This window comes from Paenibacillus sp. B46(2026) (assembly GCF_056786355.1).
The window spans coordinates 1591259-1605243 of the sequence record NZ_CM165907.1; the positions used below are offsets into that span (position 1 = coordinate 1591259).

Genomic DNA, 13985 nt, shown 5'->3' on the forward strand with positions numbered 1-13985 from the left:
TTGCCTTGCCGTCCGTTGGCAATGGATGTTCCTGTAAGGGAACACACTAATTTCAGACTGTAACCAAGAGAGCGTATGACATCCTTCGGGCTGTTATGCGCTCTTTTGATTAAAGCTTGATGAAAGCGTAGAACATTGGCGATCTTTTCGCTATAATGAAACCTGAGAAACCGTTTACCTGAAAGACCTATATATAGAGGTGGAGGAGACATATGAGCATTTACATCAATCAGGAGAAACTTCAATTTCATTTACAGACCCGTGAGGCCAGTTACGTATTTCAGGTACTGCCTTCAGGATATTTGGTGCATTTGTATTATGGCAAAAAATTACGCGACACCGATTTGAGCTGGTTGCATGTACGGACAGAACGAGCCTCCTTTAGCCCTAACCCGGTACCAGAGGATCGTACGATCTCATTCGATACGTTGCCAGTGGAATTGCCAGTGTATGGCACGAGTGATTTCCGTAATCCTGCAATCCAATTGGAACTTGAGAATGGCTCAACGGTTTCGGAGTTTACGTATTCAGGTCATCGATTGGTCAAAGGAAAGGCAGCGCTTACCGGACTGCCAGCAACGTATGTTGAATCCGATGACGAAGCAGAGACGCTGGTTATTGAGCTGGAAGACCGCGTTGCAGGCATCAAAATCGAGCTTTCCTATACAGCCTTTACGGCATTTAATGCGATTACACGCTCCATGCGTATCGTTAATGAGAGCGCTACCTCAGTAAATGTGGTGCGTGCGCTCAGTTCTTCTGTTGATTTCCCGCATGCGGATTATGAATTGTTGCAATTGTCAGGGGCTTGGACACGAGAACGTGATATCGTTCGCAGACCGCTTGCGTCAGGCCTGCAAGGGATTGAGAGTCGTCGCGGTTCAAGCAGTCACCAGCAGAATCCATTTATTGCGCTAATGACACCAGGCACGGATGAAGATCAGGGTGAAGTCTACGGATTCAGTCTCGTCTATAGTGGCAGCTTCACCGCACAGGCTGAAGTGGATCAGTTCCACACCACCCGTGTATCGCTCGGGATCAACCCGTTCGAGTTCAGCTGGAAGCTGGAGCCACAGGAAGTGTTCCAGACACCTGAGACAGTTATGGTGTACTCGGCTGCAGGTTTGGACGGTATGTCACAGTCCTACCACGAATTGTATCGGGAGCGTCTTGCACGCGGCAAATTCCGCAATGCAGAGCGTCCGGTGTTGGTCAATAACTGGGAAGCGACTTACTTTGGTTTTGATGCAGACAAGATTGAACAGATCGCTCGCGCTGGACAGAAGCTGGGTATTGAACTGTTTGTCTTGGATGATGGCTGGTTTGGACACCGGGACAGTGACAACTCCTCGCTGGGTGACTGGATTGTAGATAAAAACAAATTGCCACAGGGACTGGATGATCTGGCTAACCGCGTAACAGGTCTGGACATGCAGTTCGGATTGTGGTTTGAGCCTGAGATGATCTCACCAGACAGTGAGTTATATCGTGCACATCCGGACTGGTGTCTGCATGTGCCTGATCGTCGCCGGACAGAAGGACGTCAACAACTGGTACTCGACTTCTCTCGTCAGGATGTACGTGATGAGATTGTGCGCATGTTAACAGACGTACTTGGTTCTGCACCAATTACTTATGTGAAATGGGACATGAACCGGAATATGACGGAAGTGGGTTCTGCGTTGCTTCCGGCAGACAGACAGCGTGAGACCGCGCATCGTTACATGCTGGGGTTGTATGACGTTATGGAACGAATCACTTCGGCATTCCCTAACATTCTGTTCGAGAGCTGTTCAGGTGGTGGTGGCCGCTTTGATCCAGGTATGCTGTATTACATGCCACAGACGTGGACAAGTGACAACACCGATGCGATCTCCCGGTTGCGGATTCAATACGGTACCAGCCTGGTGTACCCGGTAAGTTCGATGGGATCACATATCTCAGCGGTACCGAATCATCAGGTGAACCGGATCACTTCTCTTGAGATTCGGGGACATGTTGCGATGTCGGGCAACTTCGGGTATGAGCTTGATCTGACGAAATTCACGGAGGAAGAGAACGACATCGTGAAAGCGCAGGTTGAGCTGTACAAAGAGATCCGTGGAACGGTTCAATATGGAACATTCCGCCGTTTGCTCAGTCCGTTTGAAGGCAATGAGACAGCGTGGATGTTTATTGCACCGGATGGAAGCGAAGCCGTTGTATTCTACTTCCGTGTGCTCTCTGAGCCTAATGCGCCACTTCAGCGCCTGAAGCTGAAAGGATTGGACCCGGATGCGGATTACCGTCTGAAAGGCGGATCGGAGACCTTTACCGGCGATGCTTTGATGTATGGCGGTATTTCGGTAGGCAGTGCATCAGGAGACTATCTGAGCGAGATGTTCCGGTTCGAGCGCGTCTAGATAAGTGAACTACATTTTATTTACATTGATGCTACGATGACAGAACAACCTTCCAATCGCTGTTATCCCCAGATTTTTCGATTCCCTTCTCTCAAAGGGAAAATCCGGAGATAAAGGCGAACGCTTCGCTTTTTCAGGTTTTTTCTGTCCTCTCCGTCATCGTGTAAATGAGCAGTTTCACTTATTAGATTGCTATTGTATATAAAGTTTTAAAAAAGGGAGGACCGAGGAGCGTCGTGTTGACGTTTTTCGGTCTTTTTTTGACGTAATGGGGAAGGCTGGAGAATGACATCATTCTGTCAGAACTTGTATGCTTGCGGATTGATGGAAATCTGGACGTGATTTTGTGATAATATAAGGTAGAGTGGATGAATCTGATGATTCAACCATACTGTAATTACAGCAGCAGAGCTGCCCTGAAATGATTGTAACGAATGATTCAGGAAGGAAAGAGGGATTTATTTTGTCTGAACAGGAAACGGTTCTGGAACCCAATGAAGAAACAATAAAGGCAGAACGCCATGAACGAATCATCAAACAGGTAGCCAAGGAACTGTCACTGTCCTTGAAGCAGGTCCGCACGACGTCGGAGCTTCTGGACGAAGGCAATACGATTCCATTTATCGCCCGCTACCGTAAAGAAATGACTGGAGAGCTGGATGAGAACCAGCTGCGATCGATTGAAGAACGCATTGTGTATCTGCGCAACCTCGAGGATCGCAAATTGGAAGTCATCCGTATTATAGAGGAACAGGGCAAGCTGACCGGAGAACTGCAGAAATCCATTACCCAGGCTGTGAAGCTGCAGGAAGTGGAAGACTTGTATCGTCCTTACCGTCAGAAGCGGAAAACGCGTGCCAGCGTAGCCAAGGAAAAAGGTCTTGAACCCCTTGCTGGTTGGATCTGGGGTCAACCGAAACAAGGAGATGCACTCCAGGAAGCTGCGCGTTATATCAATGCTGAACTGGGCGTAGAAGATGCGGAGTCGGCGCTTCAGGGAGCCAAAGACATTCTCGCGGAGAACATCGCAGACGATGCTGCCATTCGTGCCTGGATTCGTCGGTACACCTTGGATCATGGCATGCTGACTTCGGAAGCGAAGGATGCTCAAGAGGAGTCCGTATACGAGAATTATTATGATTACCGCGAATTAGCCAAGAAAATGCCTCCACACCGTATTCTCGCGATTAATCGTGGTGAACGGGAGAATATTCTGAAAGTCGGTCTCGAAGTACAGGCAGAGCCAGCCCATCGCCACATGGAAGGACAGATCATTCGTGGTGCTTCTGCTGTACAGGACGTCCTGCGTGCTGTAATTGAAGATGCCTACAAGCGGCTTATTGCGCCTTCCATCGAGCGTGAAGTTCGTGGAGAACTTACGGAAAAAGGTGAAAATCAGGCCATTTCGGTATTCTCGGCTAACCTGCGTAATCTGTTGCTTCAACCGCCGATTCATGGCAAACGTGTGCTGGGTGTCGATCCGGCCTATCGTACCGGTTGTAAACTGGCTGTAGTGGACGATACAGGCAAGCTGCTGGAAGTAGCTGTCACCTACCCGACGCCACCACACAACAAGAAACGTGAAGCTGCTGAGGTATTCCATCGGATGATCAAGCAATATGATATCGGACTGATCGTCATTGGTAATGGTACCGGATCGCGTGAAACGGAGCAGTTTGTTGCCGAGATCATTCAGGAGAACGGTGATGAAAGTCTTGTGTATCTGATTGTTAACGAAGCAGGTGCGAGTGTATATTCTGCATCCAAGTTGGCCCAGGAAGAGTTCCCGGATCTGGATGTTGCGGAGCGCAGTGCAGCTTCCATTGCTCGCCGGGTGCAAGATCCGCTGGCTGAGTTGGTTAAGATTGATCCAAAAGCCATTGGCGTGGGTCAATATCAGCATGACGTATCCCAGAAGATCCTGGAAGAAAGTCTGAAGGCTGTCGTGGAATCCGCAGTTAACCATGTGGGTGTGGACGTGAATACAGCTTCGCCTTCATTGCTGTCCTACGTTGCCGGAGTTAACGCTACGATTGCCAAAAACATCGTGAAGTACCGTGAAGAGAATGGCCGGTTTACGAACCGCCGTCAGCTTCAGAAGGTGCCACGCCTGGGTGCCAAAACCTATGAGCAGTGCGTAGGATTTATGCGTATTGGTGAGGGTGAGAATCCATTGGATCGTACACCGATTCACCCAGAGTCATACAAGGTTGTGGATCAGCTATTCAAGGAGCTTCAGGTTGCACTGGACAAGCTGGGCAGCAAGGAGCTGTCGGTGTTACTGTCGGAGCAACAGCCAGAGCAATTGGCTGTGAAACTGGACGTAGGTGTGCCTACATTGCGTGACATTCTGGACAGCTTGCAGCGTCCGGGTCGTGACCCGCGTGAAGAAATGCCGTTGCCAATCTTCCGTACAGATGTATTGAAAATTGAGGATCTGGTAGAAGGCATGGAGTTGCAAGGTACGGTTCGGAACGTAATTGATTTTGGTGCCTTTGTTGATATTGGGATTAAGAGTGATGGGCTTGTCCATATCTCACAGCTCAGCAACGGATATGTTAAACATCCGATGGATGTTGTATCTGTAGGGGATAATGTAACGGTCTGGGTTATGAATGTGGATACCAAAAAAGGCCGTGTCGGCCTGACGATGAAGAAGCCTGCTTCTGCGCAACAGTCTTCTTAAGTAATAGGATTGGAGAACAGCCTTCCCTAACCAGGAAGGCTGTTTGTTGTCGACAGTAATGGTCCGTTATCCGTTCTAATTCCTCTAGTAAGTACGGTGGGCTATGATCATGGGCTTTTTCTTAAAGTGCGTGTTTAAAAGGCCATCCTTCGTAATCCCATGCGGACTTTTTTGAACACCCTCTTAAAGTTCGTTCTCCGCGCTGCGTGGTGTGCCATTTGCGGGTTTGTTACGATAAAAGAACCAGCATTCGTTCAGCAACTTGATTTGCCGGCTGTCCTTTTTGTGAAATGCACGCATCAGTTGATTGCAAAGCCATTGAGGCAAGGGTATCTCCTCCTCTTGCATAATTCATCTGTACGTTAGCATATGTGGCAATAGCCTGGACTGTGCGGGATAAGTGGAAGCCTCCGGCAAATCAATCTTGTTCACTCAAAAAAAGCACAAATCCCAATTCAGGGAAATGTGCTTTTCGTTCTCATCATTATAAAATGATACCTGCGGTGAATTAGAGAGCTTCCATCTCTTCTTCATACCATTGTTCCAATTGGGCCTGGAGAGCCCGGATTTCGGTAAGCAGAGAAATCAAAGGATAATGGCTTTCGCGTAGTACTGCAAAAGATTCTTCAAGCGCATTGATATAATCAAGGCCGCCGATAATGGTAAGATTTTCGTTCAGGAGATCGAGGCTGTCACATTCGGCGATCGCCCAAGGCAGGACAGGGACATCTGCTGCAGTGAGTTTATCAATTTCCTTGTGCAGGCGCAGGTTGAGCGCACTGAGTTGATAGGCGTAATCTGCCGGCATTTCCACGAACTGCAATTGTTGTTCCTGCTGCAGGATGACATAGCGCATTGTAGGCATAACGAGTAATAATCTCCCCTCATACATTCTACTTGACAGTGTAGCCTACGAAACGGTTAAAATTCAAGTATTATGCCGGAAAAACAAATGCTCCGAGGGGGTGCAAGGAGAGGATACCGATGGAAAATGAGGAATTGCAACAATGGATTGAACAGGTATCACTGGATCATTTCGGAGTGCCGTTCACCCATAAAGCGTTGTTTAACGGTCGTCTGACCACTACAGGTGGACGTTATATGCTCAAAAGTCACCGGATTGAGATCAATCCGCATCAACTCGAAGCCTACGGGCGAGATGAGGTTGAGAAAATCATCAAGCATGAGCTGTGTCACTATCATCTGCATATTCGTGGGCGAGGCTATCAGCATCGTGACCCGGAATTCAAGGCTTTATTGCAGAAGGTGGGCGGCTCACGGTTCTGCCAATCGCTTCCTGACGGCAAAGGCAGAAAGCCGCTGCCATATCGTTATAAGCTGGTGTGCAAGAGCTGTGGTACGGAATATTTGCGCAAGCGGAAAATAGATCCGAAGCGTTACCGTTGTGGCCGTTGCGCAGGAAAACTGAGTCTTCAGAATATCTGATGTGTGCATTGTTCGCTATGCGTAAGAAAGTGATGGAAGGGATGTTGACTTGGATTATTAATCATGATAAATTAATCTTATTCAAGTTAATTTTCCCTGATAGCTCAGTTGGTAGAGCACTCGACTGTTAATCGAGTTGTCACAGGTTCGAGCCCTGTTCGGGGAGCCATTTCTTGGAGAGATACCCAAGTGGCTATAAGGGGACCCTCTGCTAAGGGGTTAGACTGCGTAAGCGGTGCGAGGGTTCGAATCCCTCTCTCTCCGTTCTGATTAAACTTCTCTGCAAAGGGATGAGAACCCTAAAGGTTCGTCGGAGCATAAGCTTCGTTAGCAATACTTCGCAGTCTCGAACGAAGTGAGAGTACCCCTCTCTCTCCGTTCTGAATACAAAAAATCCCCTTCACATTTGACTGGTTAACGGTCACTGTGAAGGGGATTTTTTTTGCGTTTACTCATCTTTGGTTATAAGTCGTATATACTTCTGCCTAAAGTGAAATGCCCAACACCTCGTATAAACCTTTCTTGCCTGCTTCCGTTACTTCGACAGAGCGACTTCCTGTTTTTTGACGAATCCAGTCCAGTTCCGATAATCGATGTCTGAGTTGTTCCCCAAGCATACCTGAGAGATGATGGCGGCGTTCGCTCCAATCCAGACATTTACGAGCGATGGCCCGGCGTGATCCCGGCTTCATCTGAAGTTTAATTCCAAACGTAGTGAACCATTGCGCTCCTTTCTCCGTAACATGATAATCCTTGCTATGTGCCTCTTCGGGCTCTGCAAGATAACCCTTCTGTACTAAGGCTTCACAGAGCGAGATTCCCAATTTCCCGGCCAGATGACCATAACAGGTCCGTGCATAACTCAGCTGTTGAAGCTGATCCGATTGTTTGAGAGAACGAATCTGTACAGGCGGGGCAATACTGGCCATCGTTTCAATCAGATTAGCAATTTCTTTACTTGCAAGACGGTAGTATCGGTGGCGGCCTTGCTGTTCAACTTCGAGTAATCCTCCCTCTACGAGTTTGGCGAGATGGCTGCTTGCCGTCTGGGGCGTGACGCCTGCCATATGAGCAAGCTCTCCTGCGGGCAACGCCCGCCCATCCAGCAAGGATGACAGAAAAATAGAGCGGCTTGGATCAGCGATTAACGACGCAATAACGGTAATATTCGGATATACATTCATACTTCGATCATATCTGAACTATTACTGTATTACAATCCAGTTGTAGGGTCCCATACGGGTCAGATTCAGCTTATAAATCATTGGAATTGGAACAGGAGAGGTACAGGATGAAAAAGATAACGAAACAGGACTTTGATAAGGAGCAGTTGTCCGAGAGTCCAGAAGTGATTCAACATGAAACGATTAACCCGAGTGTTTTATATTATGGTACGCCTGTAGTGCTGCTAAGTACATTAAATGAGGATGGGTCAACCAATCTGTCTCCACTGTCCTCATCTTGGGCGCTGGGGGACTGTCTGGTGCTGGGTATAGGTACACAGGGCAAAGCCTATGAAAATCTGAGTCGACATCCGGAGTGTGTGATTAATTTGCCGGATTCATCTATGTGGAAACAGGTTGAAGCTTTGGGGCGTTATACAGGAGTAACCCCGGTTCCTGAGGAGAAAAGGCAGATGGGCTATGAATATTGTCATGATAAATTCACTGTAGCTGGACTGACATCTGAATGCTCGGTTCAGGTGGCTCCAGATAAAATAGCTGAATGTCCGCTCCAGATTGAAGCGGCTGTACAACACATACGTATTCCCGAACATACACCGTTCATGGCGATTGTCGAAGTGAAAGCGTTGAAGGTGCACGCGCACACAAGACTAATATCTGGACCGAACAAGATTAACCCGGAAGAATGGCATCCTCTGATATATAATTTCAGACATTATTACGGATTGGGAGAGAGACAAGGGAGCAATTTTCGGGCAGAGAATTGACCTGAGTAGAAGTTCAACTTATGTAGTCAGGGAAAGATTGGGTAATAGTAAAGAAAGACACATGTAAGCATATACATAATGAAAGAGGTGATGTGCATGGAAGTGGAATATTTGATGCGTGTACTCATAGCTGGAATATGTGGTGTGCTAATTGGGTATGAGCGAAAGAATCGAATGAAAGAGGCGGGAATCCGTACTCATTTTGTGGTTGCTGTCGGTGCTGCCCTGATGATGATTGTGTCCAAATACGGATTCCAGGATCAGGCTGGCTGGGACAATCTGTCTCTTGATCCATCAAGGATTGCTGCACAAGTCGTGAGCGGTGTGGGTTTCATTGGAGCTGGCATGATCTTCACACAGCGGCACACGGTCAGAGGTTTGACCACAGCGGCTGGCATATGGGCTACGGCAGGTATGGGACTTGCTGTGGGTTCAGGTTTGTATTGGACAGGTGCAGGCGTGACACTGCTTATTGTAGTGGCACAGATGTTACTGCATAGACCCACACGCTGGCTGGTATCCGCCCGAACAGAGACGTTAACCATCCACCTGCAAAAGGAGGGAGATGCCCTGAAGACTGTTTTGGCACTGCTGGGACAGGAGAAGATCTCGGTCATCGGATTTAAGACAGAACAGCAAACAAGCACAGACTCCGTGGAAGAGACCGTGCTTGAGTTCACGTTGCAACTGCCGGGTTCATACCGGGGCGAGCAACTGATTATTTTGTTACAGGACGTGCCTCATGTTCGATCTGCTGAGTTAAAATGAAGAGAACCTGCATGGATCAACAGGCGACCATGCAGGTTCAGTGCTTAATTCAGTATGGGTTCGATTACTGACCTTCTCCGACAATCGTCTCCGGACGGGACACCGGTTTGCCTTCAAGCAGGCACTCGATGGCATGGGCAACACCGTGCTCCACATTGGTCAGCGTTATGGCTTTGGCAAGTGCCTGGATTTCGGGTTCGCCATTACCCATGGCGATGCCGAGTCCTGCCATTTTTAACATGGAGACATCGTTGAAGTTATCGCCAATCGCTGCTGTATCTTCCATGGAGATGTTCAGGTGAGCCGCCAGTTTGGTGAGGGCATTACCTTTGGATACGTCCGGGTGCTGCATTTCGAAGTTGTGCTCGAAGGATACAACCATGGCGACATCGGATCGGGAAGCGAAGTATTCTCGTCCTGTCTTTACTTTGTCCGGATTCATGGAGAAGGCCATAACATTGTAGATGCAGGCTTCTGCCGGAATTTCGAGGTGGCTGTTTACACGGTGGTAGTCTTTTTTGTCATAGTGTTTCTTGATGGCCCGAATCATGCGCGCAATGTCCTCACCAGGGTTCGAACCAAGAACACGTTCCATCTCGGCGAGCAAGGTCTCATGACTGCTACGTGGGGCATAGATGCCTTGCTGCGTTGAAGCCTCATAATAGACATCATGATCTTCCAGCCACTGCATGACGGAAGCGGCTGTGTCACGCTCAAGCGGAAGATGGAATAAACGTTCACCGTCTGCATCATGAATCGTCGCTCCGTTGGAGCCGATAATTGGGGTTTTGATTCCGCCTTCGCGGCTGATGGTCACAACATCGGAATAGACACGTCCTGTAGCAATCGTCACTTTCATACCTGATTGTTGGGCCTTTTGGATAGCTGCTGCATTCTCCGGGCTAATCTGGCTATCTCTGTTCAATAAAGTTCCATCTAAATCTGTAGCAAATAATTTCATATATTTACAACTCCTTATCATCTGTAGGTTCAGGAATGAGAATCTCAACCTGTTGTTTGGCTAGGAAAACAAGCCATTCTTTGGTTGGCCATTGATCCGTAATCAATACATCCACCAATGACCAGTCAGCAAAACGATAACCAGAACGTTTATCAAACTTGGATTGATCTGCAAGAACAACAACTTTCTTGGCAGCTTTCATCATTTGGTGTTTAATTTTCCCTTCCTCTTCGGAAGCACTGAAGCCATCCATGGTGATACCACCAATTCCGATAAAGGCTTTATCTACATAATAGTGGGAGAGGGTCTCGATCACAGAGGTACCGTAGACATAACGTTGTTCCTTATCTACTTTGCCTCCGAGCAAACGAATCTGGACAGCAGTGTGATTGGAGAGAAGATCAGCGGAATGAATCGAATTCGTAATGACGGTACAGGATTTGCCGTTCAAGTTCTCGGCACAGGCCTGCACAGTCGTGGAAGAGTCCAGAATAATGATCTCGCCTTGCCTGACAATGGCCGCAGCGAGTTTGCCGATGGCCCTCTTTTCCTCAGATACATCGAGTAAACGGTCTTTGTAGGATCTGAATTCTTGCGGAGGAGGGGGGAGAATCGCACCGCCACGTGTTCGAATAATGGCATCTTGTTCCTCAAGCTTGATCAGATCCCTGCGTGCAGTATCCCGTGATACATCAAACAAGGCGACAATATCATCGGCTGAGATGCGATTGTGTTTGCGTAGATGTTCAACAATGAGCTGCATTCGTTCTTCTTGGAACAAACATGTCACCTCCGGGTATATGGATGACCGTACTTAAACTGATACTTCAATTATAAGTATTCTTAATGTACTTTGCAATATTATAAGTGAACGTAAGTTTTTATAAGTGTTTTAATGCGAGGGTTACACTGTTCTTGTACAGGGATGACATTGGCATGAATGGGAAGGTGACGAATAACGGATCTTTGAAGAACAGTATGCAATGGACAAAAAAGGATTGAAAAATAAATTTCAAAAAAAAGTGTTGCAAGTTTAAAATATCCTGTGGTATACTCGTTCTTGTCGCCAAGAAAGACAACTTGTTATTAAGGCCCGTTGGTCAAGGGGTTAAGACACCTCCCTTTCACGGAGGTAACAGGGGTTCGAATCCCCTACGGGTCATATCTTCACCACCTCATGAGATCTATATTTTCGATGAGAAATCCTCAAAATCAATGCTTTTAGAGACAAGAATGAAGCGTGGCACATCCGGTGAAGTTTACAGCAAGAGCCATTAGCTCAGTTGGTAGAGCACCTGACTTTTAATCAGGGTGTCGAAGGTTCGAGCCCTTCATGGCTCACCATTTTTACAATTGAATATGCGGTCGTGGTGGAATGGCAGACACGCTATCTTGAGGGGGTAGTGGGTGTATACCCGTGGAGGTTCGAGTCCTCTCGACCGCATCACAGCAACAACGTTATTAAGATAGACTTCCATGATCATTTATGGGAGTCTATCTTTGTGTTATACGATATGCTTCATCATATTTCAGGTATTTAAAGGCTGAGCATTCAGGAATAATGTGGTATAATTCAAGCAGATGAGTTGATTATTACGGTTGGAAGGCGGTTCTTGTATGCAGTCGATCTATGAGCGAATTGAACACCTGATTGCCGAACGAGGAATGACCAAGAAGGCTTTCTGCCAACAGCTGAAGATTAGCACAGGCAATCTGGGTGACTGGAAACGTGGCAAGTCTATTCCGAGTACGAATAAATTAATTGAGATTGCTTCGTTTTTTGATGTGAGCCTCGACTGGCTCATGATTGGGCGTCCATCGAAGGAAGCGATGGTTCGGGAAAAACGGGAGGATTATTTTTTTGACGTTTTGCGGCAATTGAATTGCCAGGAAAGTGAGTTATCGACTGTGGAACAGTCTTTTATCAGCGAATATATTGAGTTCACCCGTTACCGTAAATCCAAGGAAAGCAAGGATACAGGCGACTATCGCTATAAGTCTGAGGATGAATCAGAGAACAATTCTGAGGAAAACGAAGTGTAAGTGATATGAGCAGCATCCATAGACTGAATGAACAAAAACCTCTGGACTAATCCGAACACACTCGGAGAACGTTCAGAGGTTTTTGTGTTAACCATGTATGCTTCACGCCCTTATTTACGAAAGACGAGGGTTTCTTTGCCCAGCAGATGGGGACGGAGTGTGTTCCAGATCTGAAGACATTGCTCCTGAAGCTCCCAAGCTGCCATGCCAAGTAGTCGGACGCCGATGCCTCCGGTTGCCAGCAAACTCGCACCTGCGAGCATTCGTCCATCTGGTGGCAGCGCAGACCTGACTTGTTCCAACTCCGTAGTGCCCAGTCCTGGGGCAATCATCCACAACGCAGCCGTGTGGGTATAGTGAAGGAGGGACGCTGAGTGTTTAGGGTCATCGGTTTCCGGTTCGAGTCCGAATCGATCCCAGACAGCCAGTTGCTCACCTTGCCATATCTCCGTCAAGCTACGGTAACGCTCGAACTGGAAAGCTTCTCCCCGATGAATCCGTCCGGCAGACCAGATGTCTGCGTAAGCGAGGATCGCCTGTTCTTCCAGCTTAAAGGTTACAGCGAGTGAAGAAGAACTTCCCTTGAAGGGAATAACGCATTCAGGGAAATATTCCAGTGTGGCTCCTTTTCCCAACCGAAAGTGATGATTAACGGACGAGGGAATGGAAGGTGTAGGATGAAGCCTGGTTGCTGAAGTACTGCTCAGCATCACATGGGTTCTTTCGCCTAATTCCCACTCCGAATGATAGTGATCCCCGTTCAGGACTCCGGGAGAGACGTCTGAAGTGTACACACATAATTCGGTTCCACCGCCGGGAGGTCGAAAGGATCGGCTAAACCGGAGAGGTGCGCTGTAATAACGATCAGTCATGACAGTTCGGTCGCCTTGAAAGGCAAAGGTGGCCCGAAGCTCGCTGCGGCGCGTGACGGGCTCACCTGCACTTTCGTTCCGATTCACCTCTGTCCCCGTGGGGACATAAGATGAATTAATGCGAGTGAGTGCCATGCTCATGGCTGTGGGAATGCAGATGTGCAGCGGAAGCATCGTCATCCATATATTGATGTTCGAGCCAGTGGACAATCTCGGACACACCTTCACCGCTCATTAGATTAGACATGACATAAGGGCGGCCTTCACGTACCCGCTCGGTATCATTTTTCATAACATCCAGGTTTGCACCAACGTAAGGGGCAAGGTCGGTTTTGTTGATTAATAGCAGGTCTGAACGCGTGATGCCGGGACCGCCTTTGCGAGGGAGTTTCTCTCCTTGGGCAACGTCAATAATGTAGATGAACACATCAGCGAGTTCCGGACTGAATGCAGCGGAGAGATTGTCGCCGCCGCTCTCGATGAAGATTAGTTGCAGATCCGGGAAACGTTCAATTAACTCGTCAACCGCTTCGAAATTCATGGAGGCATCCTCGCGAATAGCCGTGTGCGGGCATCCGCCTGTCTCTACGCCGATAATACGCTCTGGTGCCAGGGCGTTCTGACGCAGTAAAATCTCGGCATCTTCCTTGGTATAAATGTCATTCGTGATGACAGCAAGGCTATAACGTGTACGCAGTGCCTTGGACAGCTTCTCCACAAGGGCTGTTTTACCTGAACCTACCGGTCCGCCGATTCCAATTCGCATCGGACGACTCCGATCAAATGCTTTGCGTTCCCACTCCGGATGATGGGTATGATTAGCTCCTCCACACATAACAATTCCTCCTTGGTTCTA

Annotated in this window: 13 protein-coding genes and 5 tRNA genes; 11 read left to right on the top strand and 7 right to left on the bottom strand. The window is 48.0% G+C overall.

Annotated elements, in window-relative coordinates; translation table 11 throughout:
- The first annotated feature begins 212 nt into the window (after nt 1–212).
- Together AC1S8V_RS07055 and AC1S8V_RS07060 are read left to right on the top strand one after the other, a co-directional pair.
- Complete coding sequence (locus AC1S8V_RS07055) at nt 213–2402, top strand: alpha-galactosidase (protein ID WP_482073022.1); 2190 nt, start codon at nt 213–215, stop codon at nt 2400–2402.
- A 463-nt stretch (nt 2403–2865) separates the two neighbouring features.
- The gene (locus AC1S8V_RS07060) at nt 2866–5088 is read left to right on the top strand and encodes a Tex family protein (protein WP_482073023.1); all 2223 of its coding nucleotides are present in this window, start codon (nt 2866–2868) and stop codon (nt 5086–5088) included.
- A gap of 183 nt (nt 5089–5271) precedes the next feature.
- Here the strand turns inward: AC1S8V_RS07060 and cmpA are convergent, their stop codons facing one another.
- Nucleotides 5272–5415, bottom strand: coding sequence for a cortex morphogenetic protein CmpA (cmpA, locus tag AC1S8V_RS07065; protein ID WP_017690033.1), 144 nt, complete (start codon nt 5413–5415; stop codon nt 5272–5274).
- 181 nt (nt 5416–5596) lie between these two features.
- Nucleotides 5597–5953 (bottom strand): hypothetical protein, encoded by a 357-nt coding sequence (locus tag AC1S8V_RS07070; RefSeq protein ID WP_036669053.1) that lies wholly within the window; start codon nt 5951–5953, stop codon nt 5597–5599.
- 119 nt (nt 5954–6072) lie between these two features.
- Between AC1S8V_RS07070 and AC1S8V_RS07075 the strand changes: the two genes are divergently transcribed.
- The 3 genes from AC1S8V_RS07075 (at nt 6073) to AC1S8V_RS07085 (ending at nt 6798) form a co-directional block, all read left to right on the top strand.
- Nucleotides 6073–6534, top strand: a complete 462-nt coding sequence (locus tag AC1S8V_RS07075; protein WP_482073024.1) for a SprT family protein — start codon at nt 6073–6075, stop codon at nt 6532–6534.
- 93 nt (nt 6535–6627) lie between these two features.
- Nucleotides 6628–6703, top strand: a tRNA-Asn gene (locus AC1S8V_RS07080).
- A 6-nt stretch (nt 6704–6709) separates the two neighbouring features.
- Nucleotides 6710–6798, top strand: a tRNA-Ser gene (locus tag AC1S8V_RS07085).
- 221 nt (nt 6799–7019) lie between these two features.
- Here the strand turns inward: AC1S8V_RS07085 and AC1S8V_RS07090 are convergent.
- Nucleotides 7020–7718: an ArsR/SmtB family transcription factor gene (locus tag AC1S8V_RS07090; protein WP_482073025.1), complete on the bottom strand. Its 699-nt coding sequence runs from the start codon at nt 7716–7718 to the stop codon at nt 7020–7022.
- Between the two features lie 107 nt (nt 7719–7825).
- On the opposite strand from AC1S8V_RS07090, the gene AC1S8V_RS07095 reads away from it, so the two are divergent.
- Nucleotides 7826–8485: a flavin reductase family protein gene (locus AC1S8V_RS07095; RefSeq protein WP_482073026.1), complete on the top strand. Its 660-nt coding sequence runs from the start codon at nt 7826–7828 to the stop codon at nt 8483–8485.
- A 96-nt stretch (nt 8486–8581) separates the two neighbouring features.
- On the top strand, nt 8582–9253 hold the full coding sequence (locus AC1S8V_RS07100; RefSeq protein ID WP_482073027.1) for an MgtC/SapB family protein: 672 nt from the start codon (nt 8582–8584) through the stop codon (nt 9251–9253).
- Between the two features lie 64 nt (nt 9254–9317).
- Here AC1S8V_RS07100 and AC1S8V_RS07105 read toward each other — a convergent pair whose 3' ends face one another.
- Together AC1S8V_RS07105 and AC1S8V_RS07110 are read right to left on the bottom strand one after the other, a co-directional pair.
- Nucleotides 9318–10214: a Cof-type HAD-IIB family hydrolase gene (locus AC1S8V_RS07105; RefSeq protein ID WP_482073028.1), complete on the bottom strand. Its 897-nt coding sequence runs from the start codon at nt 10212–10214 to the stop codon at nt 9318–9320.
- 4 nt (nt 10215–10218) lie between these two features.
- Nucleotides 10219–10995: a DeoR/GlpR family DNA-binding transcription regulator gene (locus AC1S8V_RS07110; RefSeq protein WP_482073029.1), complete on the bottom strand. Its 777-nt coding sequence runs from the start codon at nt 10993–10995 to the stop codon at nt 10219–10221.
- Between the two features lie 309 nt (nt 10996–11304).
- Here AC1S8V_RS07110 and AC1S8V_RS07115 point away from each other — a divergent pair.
- The 4 genes from AC1S8V_RS07115 (at nt 11305) to AC1S8V_RS07130 (ending at nt 12257) form a co-directional block, all read left to right on the top strand.
- Nucleotides 11305–11376, top strand: a tRNA-Glu gene (locus tag AC1S8V_RS07115).
- A gap of 106 nt (nt 11377–11482) precedes the next feature.
- Nucleotides 11483–11558, top strand: a tRNA-Lys gene (locus AC1S8V_RS07120).
- A 17-nt stretch (nt 11559–11575) separates the two neighbouring features.
- Nucleotides 11576–11658 (top strand) — tRNA-Leu (locus AC1S8V_RS07125).
- 173 nt (nt 11659–11831) lie between these two features.
- Complete coding sequence (locus AC1S8V_RS07130) at nt 11832–12257, top strand: helix-turn-helix domain-containing protein (protein ID WP_482073030.1); 426 nt, start codon at nt 11832–11834, stop codon at nt 12255–12257.
- Between the two features lie 110 nt (nt 12258–12367).
- On the opposite strand, the gene AC1S8V_RS07135 is transcribed toward AC1S8V_RS07130, so the two are convergent.
- Together AC1S8V_RS07135 and ureG are read right to left on the bottom strand one after the other, a co-directional pair.
- Complete coding sequence (locus AC1S8V_RS07135; protein WP_482073031.1) at nt 12368–13270, bottom strand: urease accessory protein UreD; 903 nt, start codon at nt 13268–13270, stop codon at nt 12368–12370.
- The gene (gene ureG / locus AC1S8V_RS07140; RefSeq protein WP_482073032.1) at nt 13245–13964 is read right to left on the bottom strand and encodes an urease accessory protein UreG; all 720 of its coding nucleotides are present in this window, start codon (nt 13962–13964) and stop codon (nt 13245–13247) included. The genes AC1S8V_RS07135 and ureG overlap by 26 nt, the downstream gene beginning before the upstream one ends.
- Nucleotides 13965–13985 lie beyond the last annotated feature (21 nt).

What these genes read in the sequence shown, in the direction of transcription:
- AC1S8V_RS07055 (WP_482073022.1), top strand. Translation starts at nt 213, where the DNA reads ATGAGCATTTACATCAATCAGGAGAAACTTCAATTTCATTTACAGACC.
- AC1S8V_RS07070 (WP_036669053.1), bottom strand. Translation starts at nt 5,953, where the DNA reads ATGCCTACAATGCGCTATGTCATCCTGCAGCAGGAACAACAATTGCAG.
- AC1S8V_RS07075 (WP_482073024.1), top strand. Translation starts at nt 6,073, where the DNA reads ATGGAAAATGAGGAATTGCAACAATGGATTGAACAGGTATCACTGGAT.
- AC1S8V_RS07090 (WP_482073025.1), bottom strand. Translation starts at nt 7,718, where the DNA reads ATGAATGTATATCCGAATATTACCGTTATTGCGTCGTTAATCGCTGAT.
- AC1S8V_RS07095 (WP_482073026.1), top strand. Translation starts at nt 7,826, where the DNA reads ATGAAAAAGATAACGAAACAGGACTTTGATAAGGAGCAGTTGTCCGAG.
- AC1S8V_RS07100 (WP_482073027.1), top strand. Translation starts at nt 8,582, where the DNA reads ATGGAAGTGGAATATTTGATGCGTGTACTCATAGCTGGAATATGTGGT.
- AC1S8V_RS07105 (WP_482073028.1), bottom strand. Translation starts at nt 10,214, where the DNA reads ATGAAATTATTTGCTACAGATTTAGATGGAACTTTATTGAACAGAGAT.
- AC1S8V_RS07130 (WP_482073030.1), top strand. Translation starts at nt 11,832, where the DNA reads ATGCAGTCGATCTATGAGCGAATTGAACACCTGATTGCCGAACGAGGA.
- AC1S8V_RS07135 (WP_482073031.1), bottom strand. Translation starts at nt 13,270, where the DNA reads ATGAGCATGGCACTCACTCGCATTAATTCATCTTATGTCCCCACGGGG.
- ureG (WP_482073032.1), bottom strand. Translation starts at nt 13,964, where the DNA reads ATGTGTGGAGGAGCTAATCATACCCATCATCCGGAGTGGGAACGCAAA.